This window comes from Solwaraspora sp. WMMA2080, assembly GCF_027497395.1.
Classification (GTDB): Bacteria; Actinomycetota; Actinomycetes; order Mycobacteriales; family Micromonosporaceae; genus Micromonospora_E.
The window spans coordinates 1,165,660-1,181,130 of sequence record NZ_CP114910.1; the positions used below are offsets into that span (position 1 = coordinate 1,165,660).

Annotated in this window: 17 protein-coding genes; 9 read left to right on the plus strand and 8 right to left on the minus strand. The window is 70.1% G+C overall.

Going from position 1 to position 15,471, the window contains the following annotated elements; all coding sequences use genetic code 11:
* Positions 1–49 precede the first annotated feature (49 nt).
* The 5 genes from O7543_RS05125 to O7543_RS05145 all read right to left on the minus strand — a co-directional run bounded on the left by O7543_RS05125 (position 50) and on the right by O7543_RS05145 (position 4,552).
* On the minus strand, positions 50–460 hold the full coding sequence (locus tag O7543_RS05125) for a DCC1-like thiol-disulfide oxidoreductase family protein (RefSeq protein WP_281554914.1): 411 nt from the start codon (positions 458–460) through the stop codon (positions 50–52).
* Positions 461–464: 4 nt separating this feature from the next.
* Positions 465–1,340: an MFS transporter permease gene (locus O7543_RS05130; RefSeq protein WP_281554913.1), complete on the minus strand. Its 876-nt coding sequence runs from the start codon at positions 1,338–1,340 to the stop codon at positions 465–467.
* 55 nt (positions 1,341–1,395) lie between these two features.
* Positions 1,396–2,579, minus strand: a protein-coding gene (locus tag O7543_RS05135) for an IS3 family transposase (protein ID WP_281554912.1) whose coding sequence is annotated in 2 segments (ribosomal slippage) — positions 1,396–2,312 and positions 2,312–2,579 — 1,185 coding nt in all. Because the reading frame shifts where the segments join, the coding sequence is not laid out codon by codon here.
* A gap of 168 nt (positions 2,580–2,747) precedes the next feature.
* Positions 2,748–3,191 (minus strand): hypothetical protein, encoded by a 444-nt coding sequence (locus tag O7543_RS05140; RefSeq protein WP_281554911.1) that lies wholly within the window; start codon positions 3,189–3,191, stop codon positions 2,748–2,750.
* Positions 3,192–3,256: 65 nt separating this feature from the next.
* The gene (locus O7543_RS05145) at positions 3,257–4,552 is read right to left on the minus strand and encodes an Hsp70 family protein (RefSeq protein ID WP_281554910.1); all 1,296 of its coding nucleotides are present in this window, start codon (positions 4,550–4,552) and stop codon (positions 3,257–3,259) included.
* Between O7543_RS05145 and O7543_RS05150 the strand changes: the two genes are divergently transcribed.
* Complete coding sequence (locus O7543_RS05150) at positions 4,536–5,471, plus strand: glycerophosphodiester phosphodiesterase (protein ID WP_281554909.1); 936 nt, start codon at positions 4,536–4,538, stop codon at positions 5,469–5,471. The genes O7543_RS05145 and O7543_RS05150 overlap by 17 nt on opposite strands.
* A gap of 18 nt (positions 5,472–5,489) precedes the next feature.
* Complete coding sequence (locus O7543_RS05155; protein WP_281554908.1) at positions 5,490–6,920, plus strand: MFS transporter; 1,431 nt, start codon at positions 5,490–5,492, stop codon at positions 6,918–6,920.
* 31 nt (positions 6,921–6,951) lie between these two features.
* Here the strand turns inward: O7543_RS05155 and O7543_RS05160 are convergent, their stop codons facing one another.
* Both O7543_RS05160 and O7543_RS05165 read right to left on the minus strand, forming a co-directional pair.
* Entirely contained in the window at positions 6,952–7,776 is an 825-nt protein-coding gene (locus tag O7543_RS05160) for a poly-gamma-glutamate hydrolase family protein (protein WP_281554907.1), read from the minus strand.
* A gap of 276 nt (positions 7,777–8,052) precedes the next feature.
* The gene (locus tag O7543_RS05165; RefSeq protein WP_281554906.1) at positions 8,053–8,442 is read right to left on the minus strand and encodes a DUF1304 domain-containing protein; all 390 of its coding nucleotides are present in this window, start codon (positions 8,440–8,442) and stop codon (positions 8,053–8,055) included.
* Positions 8,443–8,517: 75 nt separating this feature from the next.
* Between O7543_RS05165 and O7543_RS05170 the strand changes: the two genes are divergently transcribed.
* The 5 genes from O7543_RS05170 to O7543_RS05190 all read left to right on the plus strand — a co-directional run bounded on the left by O7543_RS05170 (position 8,518) and on the right by O7543_RS05190 (position 13,653).
* Complete coding sequence (locus O7543_RS05170; RefSeq protein WP_281554905.1) at positions 8,518–9,732, plus strand: PP2C family protein-serine/threonine phosphatase; 1,215 nt, start codon at positions 8,518–8,520, stop codon at positions 9,730–9,732.
* Positions 9,733–10,215: 483 nt separating this feature from the next.
* Positions 10,216–11,007, plus strand: coding sequence for a pentapeptide repeat-containing protein (locus tag O7543_RS05175; protein WP_281554904.1), 792 nt, complete (start codon positions 10,216–10,218; stop codon positions 11,005–11,007).
* Between the two features lie 137 nt (positions 11,008–11,144).
* Positions 11,145–11,570 (plus strand): hypothetical protein, encoded by a 426-nt coding sequence (locus tag O7543_RS05180; protein WP_281554903.1) that lies wholly within the window; start codon positions 11,145–11,147, stop codon positions 11,568–11,570.
* Positions 11,567–13,108, plus strand: a complete 1,542-nt coding sequence (locus O7543_RS05185) for a hypothetical protein (RefSeq protein ID WP_281554902.1) — start codon at positions 11,567–11,569, stop codon at positions 13,106–13,108. Before O7543_RS05180 ends, O7543_RS05185 begins: the two co-directional genes overlap by 4 nt.
* A 29-nt stretch (positions 13,109–13,137) precedes the next feature.
* Positions 13,138–13,653, plus strand: coding sequence for a tetratricopeptide repeat protein (locus O7543_RS05190; RefSeq protein ID WP_281554901.1), 516 nt, complete (start codon positions 13,138–13,140; stop codon positions 13,651–13,653).
* On the opposite strand, the gene O7543_RS05195 is transcribed toward O7543_RS05190, so the two are convergent.
* The gene (locus O7543_RS05195; protein ID WP_281554900.1) at positions 13,616–13,897 is read right to left on the minus strand and encodes a flavin reductase; all 282 of its coding nucleotides are present in this window, start codon (positions 13,895–13,897) and stop codon (positions 13,616–13,618) included. The two genes, O7543_RS05190 and O7543_RS05195, sit on opposite strands and share 38 nt — an antisense overlap.
* 456 nt (positions 13,898–14,353) lie before the next feature.
* Here O7543_RS05195 and O7543_RS05200 point away from each other — a divergent pair, with 456 nt between their 5' ends.
* Together O7543_RS05200 and O7543_RS05205 are read left to right on the plus strand one after the other, a co-directional pair.
* Positions 14,354–15,241 carry a helix-turn-helix transcriptional regulator gene (locus O7543_RS05200; RefSeq protein WP_281554899.1) on the plus strand — a complete coding sequence of 296 codons (888 nt, stop codon included), beginning with the start codon at positions 14,354–14,356 and terminating at the stop codon, positions 15,239–15,241.
* The gene (locus tag O7543_RS05205; RefSeq protein ID WP_281554898.1) at positions 15,231–15,413 is read left to right on the plus strand and encodes a DUF397 domain-containing protein; all 183 of its coding nucleotides are present in this window, start codon (positions 15,231–15,233) and stop codon (positions 15,411–15,413) included. Before O7543_RS05200 ends, O7543_RS05205 begins: the two co-directional genes overlap by 11 nt.
* Positions 15,414–15,471: the final 58 nt, after the last annotated feature.

Consider the following 15,471-nt stretch of genomic DNA (forward strand, 5'->3'; position numbering starts at 1 on the left):
GGGCCCGGCCCGGTCGGTCAGCCGACCGGGCAGGCAGCGGGTCGGGTGGTCAGTGCGTCGGGGTCGGTGCCGCAGCGGGCGGTACGGCGCAGGCGGCGGTGCCGCCGGGCAGCCGGTGCCGGTTGTCGGCGACCCACCGGTACACCGGCCAGGCCAGGGCGGTGACCGGCCGCAGCCCGAGGACGGCGCCGGCGGCCCGCCACAGCGGGTTGCTGGTGCGCAGCAGCGCGGCGATCGCCGCCGGCCCTGCGGCGGAGCCGGCCCGGTCGGCCGGCACCCACTGCACGGCGGTCACCGCCTGGTCGCGGGTCAGGCCCAGGGCGGCCAGGTCGGTCCACTGCCACGGCGCGACGGTGGCGTCGATGGGCACCCGGCGTTCGATGAACCGGACGCACATGGTGCAGAACGCGCAGTCGCCGTCGTAGACGAAGGTGCCCGAGGGTGCGCTGGCGTCACTCATACGATCATTGTCCCGCGTCGGCGCCAGCCGGTGCCACCGGATGTGTCCGATCCCGCACAGCCGACGTGTCGGCGCCGGGGCCGGCGAGGCGCGGCGGTTCACCGCCCGGCCCGGGATCGTGGCCGCCGTCACCGTCGGGCCGGTCCGGGTCGGCGCCGCGGTGGCGGCCGGCCAGCCGCCGCGCCCACACGACCGGCCGGACCTTCTCCAGCGGCAGGAACGCGCCCATCGCCACCAGGTGCGGGGCGAACGAGATGGAGATCGTCGCGAACGACAGCAGATGGAACGAGTAGAAGAAGCCGACGACCGCGTACCGCAGCCGACCCCGGGTCAGGAAGACCAGCGGGCTGAGCGCCTCGAACACGACGATGCCGATCTGGGCGGCGATCAGGGCGTACGGCACGGCGGCGATCAGGTCGGCGAACTCCGAGCCGCGCCGCAGGAACGCGCGGGCCAGGACGCTGCCGGTCATCCAGCCCCAGCCACCGAAGCGGATCTTCGCGTACGCGGCGAGGAAGTAGGTGCACACCACGGCGATCTGGATCATCCGCAGTGACCAGCCGGCGGCCTGGCTGGGCCGGTCGTCGCCGTGCCGGGCGGCGCCGACGGTGGGCAGCACGGCGAGCGCGAGCAGGAACGCGAACTTGTCGTGGTCGACCTTGCCGTAGCTCATCGCGACGATCAGCCACGCGAAGTAGAACGTGAACACCGACCAGCCGAGTGCCCGCGGGAACCGGCCGGTCGCCGCCAGGGGCGCCAGCAGCAGCAACGACCACCAGATGAGATCGACGACGACACCTGTCGGTGCCGGCAGGTGCAGGACCCGGGCGAACGCCAGCGGCTCGTACAGTTCGGCCGGCACGTCACCGCGGGCACGCACCCACGACATGTATGAGGGGCCTCGCGTTTTCCGGACAGTGGTTCGGCCGGTTCTTTCACGCCGCGATTTGAAGGTTCTCGAACTCTGCGTGGACTTCCCGGGGAGGTCGGTAGCCCACCGCTGAATGCAGACGCTGACGATTGTACCAGAATTCGATGTAGGCAGTAACGTCCCGGCGTGCCGCCTCACGAGTGGGATACTTCACACGCGACACGCGTTCGTTCTTCAGCGCACCGAAGAACGATTCCGCCATCGCATTGTCGAAACAAATTCCGGTCCGGCCAGCAGATCGCCGCAACCTCAGATCCCGAAGCGTTCTGCCGGAGTCGTCCGACATGTAGTTGCTGCCCCGGTCCGAATGAAAGATGGCGTTCTTCCTGAGTTCGCGATTCCGGGCGGCGTTACGGATGGCGCGGGACATCAACGGCGTCTGGTAGTGGTCGTCCATCGCGTATCCGATGACTTCCTTCGTGCAGCAGTCGATGACGGTCGCCAGATACAGCCACCCCTCGCCGGTCGGGATGTACGTGATGTCGCCGACGAGCTTCTCGCCAGGCGCGTCGGCGGTGAACTCCCGGCCGACGAGGTCAGGCACCGTGCCGGACGACGACTGGGTGAGACCCCACCGCCTCGGGCGGGGCTGGCACGGCACGAGCCCGAGCTCGCGCATCAGCTGGCGGACGAGTTCCGGCCCGGCGGACACGCCCTGGCGCCGCAGTTGCGCGTGGACACGTCGATGCCCGTAGGTGCCGTCGGACGCGGCGAACACCTCCTCGATGGCCGATCGAAGGTGGGCGCGGCGGGTGGCGGTCGCGGAGTCGGGGCGGGTTCGCCATTCGTAGTATCCGGACCTGGACACGCCGAGTTGTTCGCACATGAAGTCGACGGGGTAGGCGTACTTCGCGGTGTCGAGTCGCATCGTCTCGATGAACTCGTACAAGCTCGTTACCGAGGGTCCTTCGCGAAGTACGCCGCGGCTTTTTTCAGGAAGCTGTTCTCCATTTCGAGTTCCCGGTTGCGACGTTCGAGTTCCTTCAGTCGAGCGCGCTCGTCGACGCCGATCGGTGGGCTGTCCTGGGCGCCGCTGTTTTCCCGCCGGTACTGGCGGACCCAGGAACGGAGCGTCTCCGGGTGAACGTCGATCTCCCGGGCAACCTGCGACACTGGCTTGTTCGACTGTAGAACGAGTTGCACTGCTTCTTCACGGAACTCTGGGGTGTATGAGCTTATGCGTGCCATCGCGCTTCTTCCCTCGACTTTCCTTACAGGGTAACCTTATTGGCTCCCTGTCCGGAATCCTCGGGGCACCTCAGTAGACCAGCAGGTCGAACACAATGAACAGGTAGGTGACGGTCCGCAGCGCGGCGACCCGCCCGAGCGGGACGGCGGCGAACAACCAGCGGCTGATCACGGCCGATCCCATTCGGCGCGGGTCTCGTCGTGCCACCGCCCGGTGAGGGAACTGTTGCGGATCTCGTGCAGCCGCACGATCACGGTTACCCGTACGATCGGCGGCGCGTCCGGGTTCATCCGCGCGTAGCTGTCGGCGATCAGTTCGAGCCGTCCCGGGTCGTCGACGTAGGCCGATTCGAGTCCTTCGACCTCCGCGCGGCGCACCCCGGCGTTGTGTTCGTTGAGCACCAGGGTCCGTCCGGTGACGTCGACGCCTTCGACCCGGGTGTCCGGCGCCGGGTCGTTCGGGCCGTTGACGCCGGCGTACATGCTGAACGGTCCGAACGGGAAATGGTCGTCGGTGCCCCACAATGTGCCTGCGGTCAGCAGTGCGAACACCACGACGGCGGCCGACGCACGGACCAGACGACCGGTCGCCGTCAGGGTGTCGGTCTGCACCGGCGCACTGTACCGGACCGGCCGGGGCGGTCGGGGCCGTGCGGGCGGGGTGTCGGGATGTCCGGTCAGCCCGACAGCAGCAGCACGACCACGACCACGGCGGCGATGCCGACCATGGTGGCCAGTGCGGCCACCAGGACCGGGCCGTGTTCGTCGTACCAGGGGCGGCCCGGCGCGGCAGACACCGGATACGGCGACATCGGCGCCAGGTGCGGTGAGACCGGCGTCGGCATCGGCGCCGGCGACATCGGGGTCGGGTGCACCGGCGCCGGTGGACGCGGGCCGGGCAGGCCGGCGCGGGCGGCGGCACCGAGGCGCAGCGCGCCGTCGGCGACGACGGTCTCCGGCTGCTCCAAGGTGGTCGGTGCAACCCCCAGTTCGGTGTGGATCAGCTGCGCGGCGAGCGGGATCCGGCTGGAACCGCCGACCAGGAACACGCCGACCAGGTCGGCCGGGGTAAGGCCGGCGGCGGCGACCGTCTGCGCCAGACACGTCACGGTACGGGCCAGGTGGTCGCGGATCAGCGACTCCAGTTCGTCGCGGGTGACGTGGGCGGCGATGTCCAACGCCGGCAGGTGCACGTCGGCGCTGACCGTACGGGACAGCATCTCCTTCGCGCCGCGGACGTCGTCGTAGAGCAGGGCGCGGGCCCGCCGCGACCCGGTGTCGGCCGGCGCGACCAGACCGTTCCACACGCTCGTGCGGCTGGGCGAGTAGACGCCACCGAGATGCTCGACCAGCGCCTGGTCGAAGTCGAGTCCGCCGAGTTCGGCCAGGCCCTGCTCGGCGAGCACGTCGAACCCGGTGGCGGTACGCCGGACCACGGCGGCGTCGAACGTGCCGCCGCCCAGGTCGTAGACGGCCAACGCCCGCCCGGGCGGTATCGCCGTGCCCAGCGCGGACGTGTAGTAGGAGGCGGCGGCGACCGGTTCGGCGATCAGCGTCGGCCGGGGCAGCCCGGCGGCGTACGCGGCCTGGATGAGGACCATCCGCCGCCGCTCCCCCCACCGCACCGGATGGGTCAGCCGGACCTCGTCGACGCCGCCGAGCTGGCGGCGGGCCTCGGTGGCGACGTGGCGCAGCAGGGCGGCGACCAGCTGCGACACCGCGACGTCGGCGTCGCCGAGCAGCACCGTGCCGTCATCGACGCGGCGTTTCGGGTTGGGCTCGAACCCGGACGGGTCGATGCGGGCGCGGCGGTGCGCGTCCGCGCCGACGAGCAGCCGCCCGTCGGCGTCGCGGTACACCGCCGACGGCAACAGCGGGGTGCCGTCGAACAGCAGCGGCCGTACCCGGCCGTCGCCGCCGCGTACCACCGCCACCGTGTTCGAGGTGCCGAAGTCGATGCCGAGTGCCCGCATGGGGGCACCCTACTGCCGGCGGTGCGGCGGCCCGCACCGGTCACCGGCCGGTGACCGGTCGGCGTCGCGCAACCTGCCGTACGCCCGCAGGTTGCCGGCGGCGGGCATACTGCGCTGCGTGTCGCACCGGTTCGCGTACCTGGACTCGCCGGCTCCGATCGCGTTCGCGCACCGGGGCGGCGCGGCCCGCGGTGACGAGAACACCGCCGAGGCGTTCGGCCGTGCCGTCGGGCTCGGCTACCGGTACGTGGAGACCGACGTGCACGGCACCGCCGATCAGGTGGCAGTGGTGTTCCACGATCCGACGCTGGACCGGGTGACCGGCGACAAGGGCAGCATCGCGCGGCTGCGCTGGGCGGACCTGGCCACGGTGCGGGTCGGTGGGGCGTCGGTGGTGCCGCGGCTCGACGACGTGCTCGACAGCTGGCCGCAGGTGCGGTTCAACATCGACGTGAAGGCCGACGGCGGGGTGCAGCCGACGCTGGCGGCGGTCGACCGGTGCGCCGCCGCCGACCGGGTGCTGCTGGCGTCGTTCTCCGACCGGCGGCTGCACCGGCTGCGGACGTCGACCGGCGGTCGGGTGGCGACGTCGCTGGGCATGCAGGCGGTGACCCGGCTGCGGGTCGGGTCGTTGACCGGCCGGCGGCTGCGGCTGCCGCCGTCGGTGGTGGCCGCGCAGGTGCCGGTGCGGTTCAACCGGGTACGGGTGGTCGACGCCCGGTTCGTGGCGTACTGCCACCGGCTGGGGTTGCAGGTGCATGTCTGGACGATCGACGAACCCGCCCAGATGCACGAGTTACTGGACCTCGGGGTGGATGGCATCATGACCGATCACGTCGAGGTGTTGCGTGACGTGTACCTCGCCCGTGGCCACTGGCCGCCCGACCGGCGGGTCGACATGGACCACGCCGCCCGTTGACCGACAGTGAAGGATCCGATGGCCGACCCCACCGAGCCACCCAGCGTGCCGCCCACCGGGCCGGCGCCCGTGCCGCCCGCCGCGGCGTCGCCCGGCGCCGCGCCGTCGAGCACCCGGCGGGAACGCACCGGCTGGTACTTCTACGACTGGGCGATGTCGGCGTTCTCCACCACCGTCATCACCGTGTTCCTGGGGCCGTTCCTGACCACGGTCACCAAACAGGCCGCCGGCTGCGCGGCCGACGCCGACGAGTGCACCGGGTCCGTGTACCCGCTCGGTATCGAGGTCGCGCCAGGGGCGTACTTCCCGTACCTGGTATCGCTGTCGGTGGCGTTGACGGTGCTGGTGCTGCCGGTGATGGGTGCGCTGGCCGACCGGTCGATGCACAAGAAGCGGCTGCTGGCGGTGTCGGCGTTCGTCGGCGCCGGGGCGACCGTCGCGATGGTGTTCGTCACCGGGGACCGCTACCTGCTCGGCGGTGGGCTGTTCGTCCTGGCCAACATCGCGTTCGGCGCCAGCGTGGTGGTGTACAACTCGTTCCTGCCGCAGCTGGGCGGCCCCGACGACCGGGACCGGATCTCCAGCCGGGGCTGGGCGCTCGGCTACCTCGGTGGCGGGCTGCTGCTGGCCGTCAACCTGGTGGTGGTGCAGTCGTTCAGCGTCGACGGCGACCCGCAGCGCACCCTGGACCTGGCCCGCTGGTCGATCGTGTCGGCCGGGGTGTGGTGGGCGGTGTTCACCCTGGTGCCGCTGGCCTGGCTGCGGGAACACCCGGCGGTCGACGCCCGGCCCGGCGGCAACGTGCTCACCGACGGGTTCAAACAGCTGGGCCGTACGGTACGCGGGCTGAAGGCGTACCCGTTGACGTTGTTCTTCCTGCTGGCGTTCCTGGTCTACAACGACGGCATCCAGACGGTGATCGCCCTCGCGAGCCAGTACGGAACCGAGGAGCTGCGGCTGGGCCAGTCGACGCTGATCGTGACGATCCTGCTGGTGCAGTTCCTGGCGTTCGGTGGGGCGCTGCTGCTCGGGGCGGTCGCGCAGCGCATCGGCGCGTGGAAGACGGTGCTGGGCAGCCTGGTGCTGTGGACCGGGGTGATCGTGGCGGCGTTCCGGCTGCCCGCGGAGGCGCCGGCGCAGTTCATGGCGCTCGGCGCGGCGATCGGCCTGGTCCTCGGCGGCTCTCAGGCGCTGAGCCGGTCGCTGTTCAGTCAGCTGATCCCGGCCGGTAAGGAAGGCGAGTACTACGGCTTCTACGAGATCAGCGACAAGGGCACCAGCTGGCTGGGGCCGCTGGCGTTCGGGCTGGTGTTCCAGCTGACGAACTCGTACCGGGTCGGTCTGGTCTCGTTGTTGATCTTCTTTGTGGTCGGGTTCGTGCTGCTGCTGGCGGTGCCGATGCGCCGGGCGATCGTCGCCGCCGGCAACACCCCGCCCCGGGTGCTGTGACCCGGGAGCGGGGCGGGGTGTCGCGGTGGCGTCACAGGATCGGCTGCGTCGCCTCGATCTGCGCGATGGCGGTGCGGGTGGCCGCCACGAAGTCCCAGAACAGCGTGTTGGTGGTGTTCTTGCGCTGGGAACGGGTGTTGGTGCCGAACATCGCCGCCCGCAGCGGCGTGGTCAGCTCCAGCTGGGCGCCCATGCCGAGCAGCGTCCGGTTGACGATGTTGTCGGTCGACGTGCCGGCGATCGCCGGGATGCCGGTGGCGTCGAACGCGCTGATCCCGGCCGTGGTGTAGGCGGTGATCAGCGCGGCCCTAAACGCCGCGTTGCGTCCGCCGACGGCGACGGCCTGCGCGTTCGACGGCAGCCCGGCGGTGCCCGGGGTGCAGCCGTGCAGGGTGACGACGTTCAGCGCGCCGGCCGCCACCGACAACGCCGGGACGTCGTCGCAGTGGCTGGCGGTGACGTGCAGTTCGGCGTTGCCGGACGAGCGGATGCCTTCGAACATCCAGTAGTCGTACGTCGGGCCGGCCGGTGGGGTCGCCGCCAGGTTCGCCGGGTGGTAGCCGGCGATCGCCAGGCACAGCTCCGAGGTGCCGCCTTCGATGCCGCCGCCGTGCGGGGCGATGATCGCGGTACGCGGGAACGCGAACGCGGTGGCGTCGGAGTTGTCGAGCAGCGGATGCCGGCGGTAGCGGCGCGCGTAGTCGACCCCTTCGGCCAGGTTCGGATCCGAGTACAGGTCGGTGTTCGAGGTGTAGATGTCGGCGGCGGCCGCCGGGGTGGCCGGCAGCGTCGCCAGGGGTCCGGCGACCGCCGCGGTGGCGAGCAGGCCGAGGACCGTCCTTCTGCTGGTGTTCACGAGGTGTCTCCTCAGATGTGGTTGCGGTTCGCCCTCCGGTGTCGGGCGACGCACACCGTGTCACGGCCGCCGGCAGCGCCGCGAACCATTTGCCGACCAGGTTTCCGTCCGCACAGGCCCTGTCCGGCTGAAAAATGCAGCGGTACGGGGCCATTTGCGCCGAAGAATCGTCGGATCAGTGACACATCCGGTGTTCGTGACCCGACATCGACAGCAGACCACCGGTCACCGACTGGCCTGCCGTACGGAGCGGTTCAGACAGTGAGCCGGGTCCGGTCAGCCGGCGAGCCCGACCGCCAGGGCGACCACACCCAGCAGCGGCGGCAACCCCTGGATGAGCGCGGCACGCAGCATCGCCGGCCGGGAGACCACCAGGACCAGGCTGGCGGCGAGCATCGTGCCGGCGCCGGTGAACACCAGGGTCGCGCCGACGGCGGTGGCCCCGGCCGCGACCACGACGATGCCGGCGACGACCGCGACGGCCAGGAACAGGTTGTAGAAGCCCTGGTTGAAGGCGAGGGCCTGGGTGGTGAGCGCGTCCTGCTCGCTGCGGATGCCGAACACCGCTCGGGTACGCGGCGCGGTCCACACCACCGATTCGAGGTAGAAGATGTAGCCGTGGATCAGCGCCGCCGCACCGGCGAGGACCAGACCTGCGACAACCACGGTGTCCCCGCTCCCACGAGTCGTGTACCGACCGGACGAAATCTATCGGACCGGCCACGCCGTAGGGTGGCGGCCATGGAACGTACGCCGGAACGACAGTGGCTCGACGCGCTCAGCGACGTGCTGCTGCGCTCCCACCTGTTCCAGCCCGACGAGCTGGGCGGCGCGTTCGCCGACGTGATGGCCACTCTCGGTGTGCACGCCACCATCTACCTGGCCGACGAGGAGCAGCACACGTTGCGGCCCGTACCGGTGCCGGGGCGGGCCGACCCGCAGCCGCAACCGGTCGAAGGGTCCGTCGCCGGACGCTCGTTCACCCTGGTCGAGTCGATCCCGGCGTTGAACGCGCCCGCGTGGTGGATTCCGATGGTCGACGGCACCGACCGGCTCGGCGTCATCGAGTACGTCTTCGACGATGCGGCTGACGCCGACGGCCGGCACACCCGCCGCCGTTGCGAGACCGTCGCCGGACTGGTCGGGCACCTGATCACCGTCACCCGGCCGAAAGGTGACCATCTGCGGCTGGTCGGCCGGTCCCGGCCGGCGACCGTCGCCGGGGAACTGCTGTCGCAGGTGCTGCCGCCGCTGACCGCCGCCACGCAGCGGATCACCGTCAGCGCCGTCCTCGAACCCTGCTACGACGTCGGCGGCGACGGCTTCGACTACGCCATCGACGGCGACCACGCCTTCCTGGCGATCTTCGACGCCGTCGGACACAGCCTGAAAGCCGGCCTGGCCTGCACGACGGTGATCGCCGCCGTCCGGTCGGCCCGCCGCTGCGGCCACGACCTGGTCACCCAGGGCCGCACCGCCGACGCGTCGCTGACCGACCAGTTCACCGACGCCCGGTTCGTCACCGCGTTCCTCGCCGATCTGGACCTGGAGACCGGTCTGCTGCGGTATGTCAACGCCGGGCACCCGAGGCCGCTGCTGCTGCGCGGCGGCAAAATGGTCCGGGAGCTGCGCGCCGGCCGCCGACTGCCGCTGGGCATCCCTGACACCGCCGCCCGCGTCGGCGAGGAGATCCTCGAACCCGGCGACCAGCTGCTGCTGTTCACCGACGGGGTGCCGGAGGCCGGGGTGCGCACCGGTGAGCCGTTCGGTCTGCGCCGCCTGGTCGACTTCGCCGAACGGCAGGCCGCCACCGGGCTGCCGGCCCCCGAGGCGGTACGCCGACTGGCCCGCGCCGTCGCTGAGCACCGGGGCGGCGCACCGGACGACGACGCCACCCTGCTGCTGGCCGAGTGGTCCCGCACCGCAGCCGTCCGCGTCCTGCCCACCCCGCTGTGACACCTCCGCCGTAAGGCATCCGACACCGCGCCGGTCCGACCCTTCTGGCGGTACGGATCTACTGTGGTGCCCCGAGGATGGCTTTCGGCGGACGGCGGGACACCCGGGTGATCAAACACTGGAAGGCGGCGACGCCAGCGGCCGCAGGTGCGGTGGCCCTGCTCGCCGCCGCCGTACTGCTGCTGCCGGGTCGGCTGTGGACGATGCTGGGGCGGCTGATCGTCGGCCACTGGCTGGTGCTGCTGCTTGCCGTGGCCGGCGCGACTGGGCTGGCCGTCGGCGGGGTGCTGTGGCGGCGGGCGCGGCGGGCGGGCGAATCGTCGGCGGCACCCGTACCGCCGCAGCGTCCACTACGTCCACTGCCGACCTGGATTCTCGGGATCGGTTTCCTGGCCGTCGTCGCTATCACCTGGGCGGCGGTGTGGGGCCTACAGTCCACGGTTCGCCGGTGTCGGGACGCCGCTGGAGCAGGCGCAGCTTCAGGTGGAAACGATCCGCACCGGCTTATCGGTCGGCGCGGGTTTCGGTGCCGCCGCCGCGCTGCTGCTGGCGTTACGCCGCCAGCAGGTCACCGAACGGACCCAGCAGGCCACCGAGTACGACGCGGGCGAGAAACGGGTCACCGAGCTGTATGTCAAGGCCGCCGAACAGCTCGGCTCCGACAAGGCACCGGTACGCCTGGCCGGCCTCTACGCCCTGGAACGCCTCGCCCAGGACAACCCGGTGCACCGGCAGAGCATCGTCGAGGTGATCTGCGCCTACCTGCGCATGCCGTACACCCCGCCGACCGAGGAGCAGGCAGATCAGAACACCGCCGAACCCGATACCGGCCAGGAACCGGGTGCCCCGAAGCAGCCTGACCCCCGGGAGGAGCGCCAGGTACGGCTGGCCGCACAGCGCATCCTCGCCCGTCACCTGCGGCCGACGACGCCGAACGGCACCCCGAGCCAGGCCTACTGGAATGGCATGACTCTCGACCTGACCGAGGCCACCCTCCTCGACACCGACTTCAGTAACTGCCATCTGAACGACGCCCGGTTCGTCGGGGTGACGTTCGCCGGCACCGCCCGCTTCGCTGAAGCGACATTCATCGGCATTGCCTGGTTCGACGGAGCGATGTACCAAGAAAAGATCGATTTCATTGATGCCCGCATCGGGGACGGCAATCGTGACAGCGATATGTGGCCGGCGGGGTGGCGGGTCGATCTCGACACGCGGCGGGTGGTGCGCGTACCGGTGGAGGAGGAGACAGAAGGGGACGCGGAGTCGGAGTGACGGCAGCCGTCACTCGTACAGGTGGTTCAGCGCGCCACGATCACCCCTGCTGTAGCGGATCCGACAGCGAGGCGGTCCGACTGGCTGGCGGTATGGGTCTACTGTGGTTGCCACCTCGGACGGACGGAGTGGCTGGCATGGTGGACATCGACCCGGTCGCGGCGGCGACCGGTGCCGCGTTGATCCAGGCGATCGCGACGGACGCGTGGGAGAAGGCTCGTGACGGGGCGGTCGCGCTGTGGCGGCGGGTACGCCCGCAGCAGGCCGACGCCGTCGCCGCCGAGCTGGCCGAGGTACGCGAGGAGGTCATGGCCGCTCGCCGCGACGGTGACACTGACGCCGAGCGGGGCCTGGTCGACGACTGGCAGCGCAAACTACAGCGGCTGATCCGCCAGGATCCGGCGTTCGCCGCCGAGCTGCGTCGCCTCCTCGACGACACCCTCACTCCCCTGCTGCCGCCCGCCGACCAGCAGCAGGTCGGCAGCATCACGATGACCGCCAACGCCAAAGACAACGCCCGCGTCTACCAGGCCGCCCGCGACCAGCACATCAACGAGAAGTGACCAACCCGGACATCCACCTGCACGGCGAGGCCAGCGGCCACGGGCAGGTGTTCCAGGCCGCCGGTGACCAGCACATCACCATTTACGAGCAGCGGCCGGCGTACCGGGTGGAGCGGTGGCAGCCGCAGCGGCCACCGGACCCGCGTACGTTGGTCGACCAGCCGAGCATGTTGCTCGCCGCCAACAATCAGGTGGTGCCGTTCACCGCCCTGCGCGACGCCGACCGCGCCGAGTTGGCCGCCTGGCGCGACGACCCGGCGCGTGGCGTGGCGGTGCGGCTGCTGCACGGTCCGGGCGGGCAGGGCAAGACCCGGCTCGCGGCCCAGTTCGGCGAGGACAGCATCGCCGCCGGCTGGGGGGTCGCGGTCGCCCGGCACCGCAGCCAACTCGCCGCCGACGACCCACCCGAGGCCACCCAGGTCACCGGGCGTGGCCTGCTGATCATCGTCGACTACGCCGAACGCTGGCCCGCCGAAGACCTGCGAGACCTGCTCAAGGACCGGCTGCTGCGCCAGGGAGTGCCGACCCGACTGCTGCTGCTCGCCCGTCCGGAGTCGACCCTGTGGCCGTACCAGCACGACCTGACGACACTCGGGTACGCGGCCGACGTCACGGCGCTGACCCCGGCCGCCGACAGCCCGGCGAACCGGCAGCGGATCTTCACCGAGGCAGCTGACCGGTTCGCCTACGCGTACGGAATCGACGACACATCAATCCAGCCATCGGCCGACCTGGCAAGCGGGGAGGCGTACCGGCAGATCCTGGTGATCCACATGGCGGCGCTGGTCGCGGTCGACGCCGCCGCGCGCCAGCGGACCGCACCGACCGGGGATTGGGACCTGTCGGCCTACCTGCTGCGCCGCGAGGTCGACCACTGGCAAAAGCTGTACGAGCAGCGGGCCAGCTTCGTCACGACCCCGCAGGTGCTGAGCCGTACGGTCTGCACGGCGACGTTGACCCGGCCGCTCGACTACGACGGCGGTATCAACGCCTTGACGACGGCCGGAGTGTGCACGCCGGACGCCGCCGACCAGGTCCTGACCGACCATGCCGTCTGCTACCCGCCGGCCGAGCCGGACAAGGTGCTGGAGCCGCTGTATCCAGACCGGCTCGGCGAGGACTTCGTCGCGCTGCGGCTTCCCGGTCACGGGGTGGCCGGCTCCCCTACCGATCCATGGTCCAGTACGGCGATCACCCGGTTGATCACCGACACCGACCCAGACGGCGCTGGTCTTCCACCCTGGTCGGCAGCGGCGTTGACGGTGCTGGTCGAGGTAGCCATCCGCTGGCCGCACGTCGCGTCTCGGCTCCTCTCCCCGCTGTTGCGTGACCGCCCTGAGTTGGCGGTCGCCGCCAGCGGAACCGTCCTGAGTTGGCGGTCGCCGCCAGCGGAACCGTCCTGGCCCGCATCGCGGACGTCGAAGCACTCGACATCGCCGCACTGGAGGCGATCGAGCCGCATCTACCGCAAGGTCTTCATGTCGGCCTGGCAGTTGCCAAAGCAGCCATCACGAAGCGACTCACGTTACATCGGCTGACCACCGCATATGAGCCGACGCGGGCGTCGTTGCTCAACACTCTCGGGAAGCAGTTGTCGGAGGCGGGCCGGCGCGACGAAGCGTTGACCGCCACCACCGAAGCCGCCGACATCTACCGCCGGCTCGCCCAGGCCAACCCCGCCGCCTACGAACCCAACCTCGCCGGATCGCTGAACAACCTCGGCATGATGCTGTCGGAGGCGGGCCGGCGCGACGAAGCGTTGACCGCCACCACCGAAGCCGCCGACATCTACCGCCGGCTCGCCCAGGCCAACCCCGCCGCCTACGAACCCAACCTCGCCATGTCGCTCTGGACCGAAGCCTGGGTACGGACAGCTAACCAGTACGAGCTGCCCGAGGCGTTGAAGGCCGCAACTGAGTCGGTCGGGCGCTACGAGAAGCTGTTCCAGCAAATCCCGATGGCGTACGCACGTGAGCTTTCCGGGGCGCTGGAGACGTTGGCGGACGTACTCGACGGGCTTGGTCGCGGGGACGAGGCAACAGCGGTCAGGGCTCGCCGGGACGTGCTGACAGACGAGCAATAGCCTCGGATTCGGCGACCTGATCGGGCCAGCGGAGGAACCGGCGGTACAGGTCCGGCGGGCTGAGCTGCTCGGCATCGCATTCCAGCAGGTCGTCGATCGCCTCGTACATTAGGGTGGCGAGGTAGACGCACATCCCGATCCGGTCGTTGGCCCAGTCGGCGGTGATCTCGATCTTCGCGGGTTCGCACGGCCATTCCGTACCGCACTCGCGACAATTCCAGTGTGGGCGGGACGCGATGTGCATCAGTGCACCCCGTTCACTCGGGCGCGCTGTCCGCGCGTCAACAGGCCGGCTACCCACACGTACTCGGTGGGGTGGTTCCATCGGGGGCCGCGATCCCACTGCGGCGACTGGTTCGGCGGCCGATCCGTCGGCTTCGGACGCGGGGCCGGCGTGTTGCGCAGGTACGGCGCGATGGTCGACGGCAGGTACTTGTCGGGGCAGGGCCAGCGCATTCCGCAGCGACAGTACCGGCCGAGTCGACGCCAGTTGCGGGCGTGTCGCGGCTCAAACCGTATCCGGTCGTCGCGTGTGGACCTCGATCCCATCTGTCAACCCTTCTCACAACACATTTCCCATGATCACTGAACTCTTCCTTCACATCATGCTTATTCGCCACCTGGCTCAGCGCAATCTCGCACCGGTAGGTTCGGACCTAACATCCACCCGCCATTACGCGACACGAGAGGACGGGGTTTCGTGGACGACACCGGCAGCACTGTCCCCCGCAGGCAACTGGGTCGATACCTGAGAGAGCTTCGTGAAGACGCTCATGTCACGGTCGCCGCAGCAGCCAAGGCGCTCGAATGGTCACCGCCGCGCATCTGGCGCTACGAGGGCGGCCAGGTGCCGATCCACCCGAACGACGCCGAGGCGATGTGCCGGCTCTACGGCGCACCCGCAGAAACGATCAAGACGATGCGCGACCTAGCCCGCGAGACCAAGTCACGCGGCTGGTACCACAGCTACGACCACGCCATCAAAGAATGGTTCAAGCTGTACGTCGGTCTCGAAGCCGCCGCTTCGACGATCCGTCAGTACGAGCCGAACGTCATCCCCGGCCTGCTCCAGTCCCTGGAGTACATGACCGAGATCATCACCACCGGAAACCCCGATCTCAAGCCCTCCGACCAACAGGCCAAGATTGAAGTCCGGTCCAAGCGGCAAAAGCTGCTCGCCCGTGTCGTCCCGCAGGCCCCTGACCTCGACGTGGTGATCGGCGAAGCGGCCCTACGCCGCCCCCTCAACGATCGGGCCGCGATGGCCCGACAACTGCGGCATCTCGCCGCCGTCGCCTCCCAACGCCACAACGTCACCGTCCGAGTCCTCACCTTCGCGGCTGGTCTGCCGATCAGGCCAGAGGTCGGGCCGTTCTCCATCCTGACCTTCCCCAAGGTCAGCGTCCGCCCGCCCGAGCCGACCACCGTCTACTCCGACGGCCCGTGCGGTGCCGTTTACCTCGACAAACCCGCCGAGATCGACACCTACGAGGACATCTGGTCGTCACTCAAGCAACAGTGCCTCCCCCCGCTAGAATCGACCGAGTTCATCACCCGGATCGCCAAGGAGTACGACGATGAAGGCTGACGGCGTCTGGCGTAAGTCCACCCGGTCCGGCGCCGACGGCAACTGTGTCGAGGTGGCCGGCCACCCGTACCGCGTCGCCGTCCGCGACAGCAAGGACCAGACCGGCCCGGTCCTCACCTTCGACACCGCCGCCTGGCAGCACTTCGTCGACACGGTGAAGACCCCACACTGACCCGCACCACTCCCGACCAACGACGAAGCCCTGGTCCGCCGGCAATGACGGAGCGTCG

Bases quoted from the DNA above. Each gene is read 5' to 3' on its own strand.
- O7543_RS05125 (WP_281554914.1), bottom strand. From the start codon at position 460: ATGAGTGACGCCAGCGCACCCTCGGGCACCTTCGTCTACGACGGCGAC.
- O7543_RS05150 (WP_281554909.1), top strand. From the start codon at position 4,536: ATGCCGAGTGCCCGCATGGGGGCACCCTACTGCCGGCGGTGCGGCGGC.
- O7543_RS05145 (WP_281554910.1), bottom strand. From the start codon at position 4,552: ATGCGGGCACTCGGCATCGACTTCGGCACCTCGAACACGGTGGCGGTG.
- O7543_RS05155 (WP_281554908.1), top strand. From the start codon at position 5,490: ATGGCCGACCCCACCGAGCCACCCAGCGTGCCGCCCACCGGGCCGGCG.
- O7543_RS05170 (WP_281554905.1), top strand. From the start codon at position 8,518: ATGGAACGTACGCCGGAACGACAGTGGCTCGACGCGCTCAGCGACGTG.
- O7543_RS05180 (WP_281554903.1), top strand. From the start codon at position 11,145: ATGGTGGACATCGACCCGGTCGCGGCGGCGACCGGTGCCGCGTTGATC.
- O7543_RS05195 (WP_281554900.1), bottom strand. From the start codon at position 13,897: ATGCACATCGCGTCCCGCCCACACTGGAATTGTCGCGAGTGCGGTACG.
- O7543_RS05205 (WP_281554898.1), top strand. From the start codon at position 15,231: ATGAAGGCTGACGGCGTCTGGCGTAAGTCCACCCGGTCCGGCGCCGAC.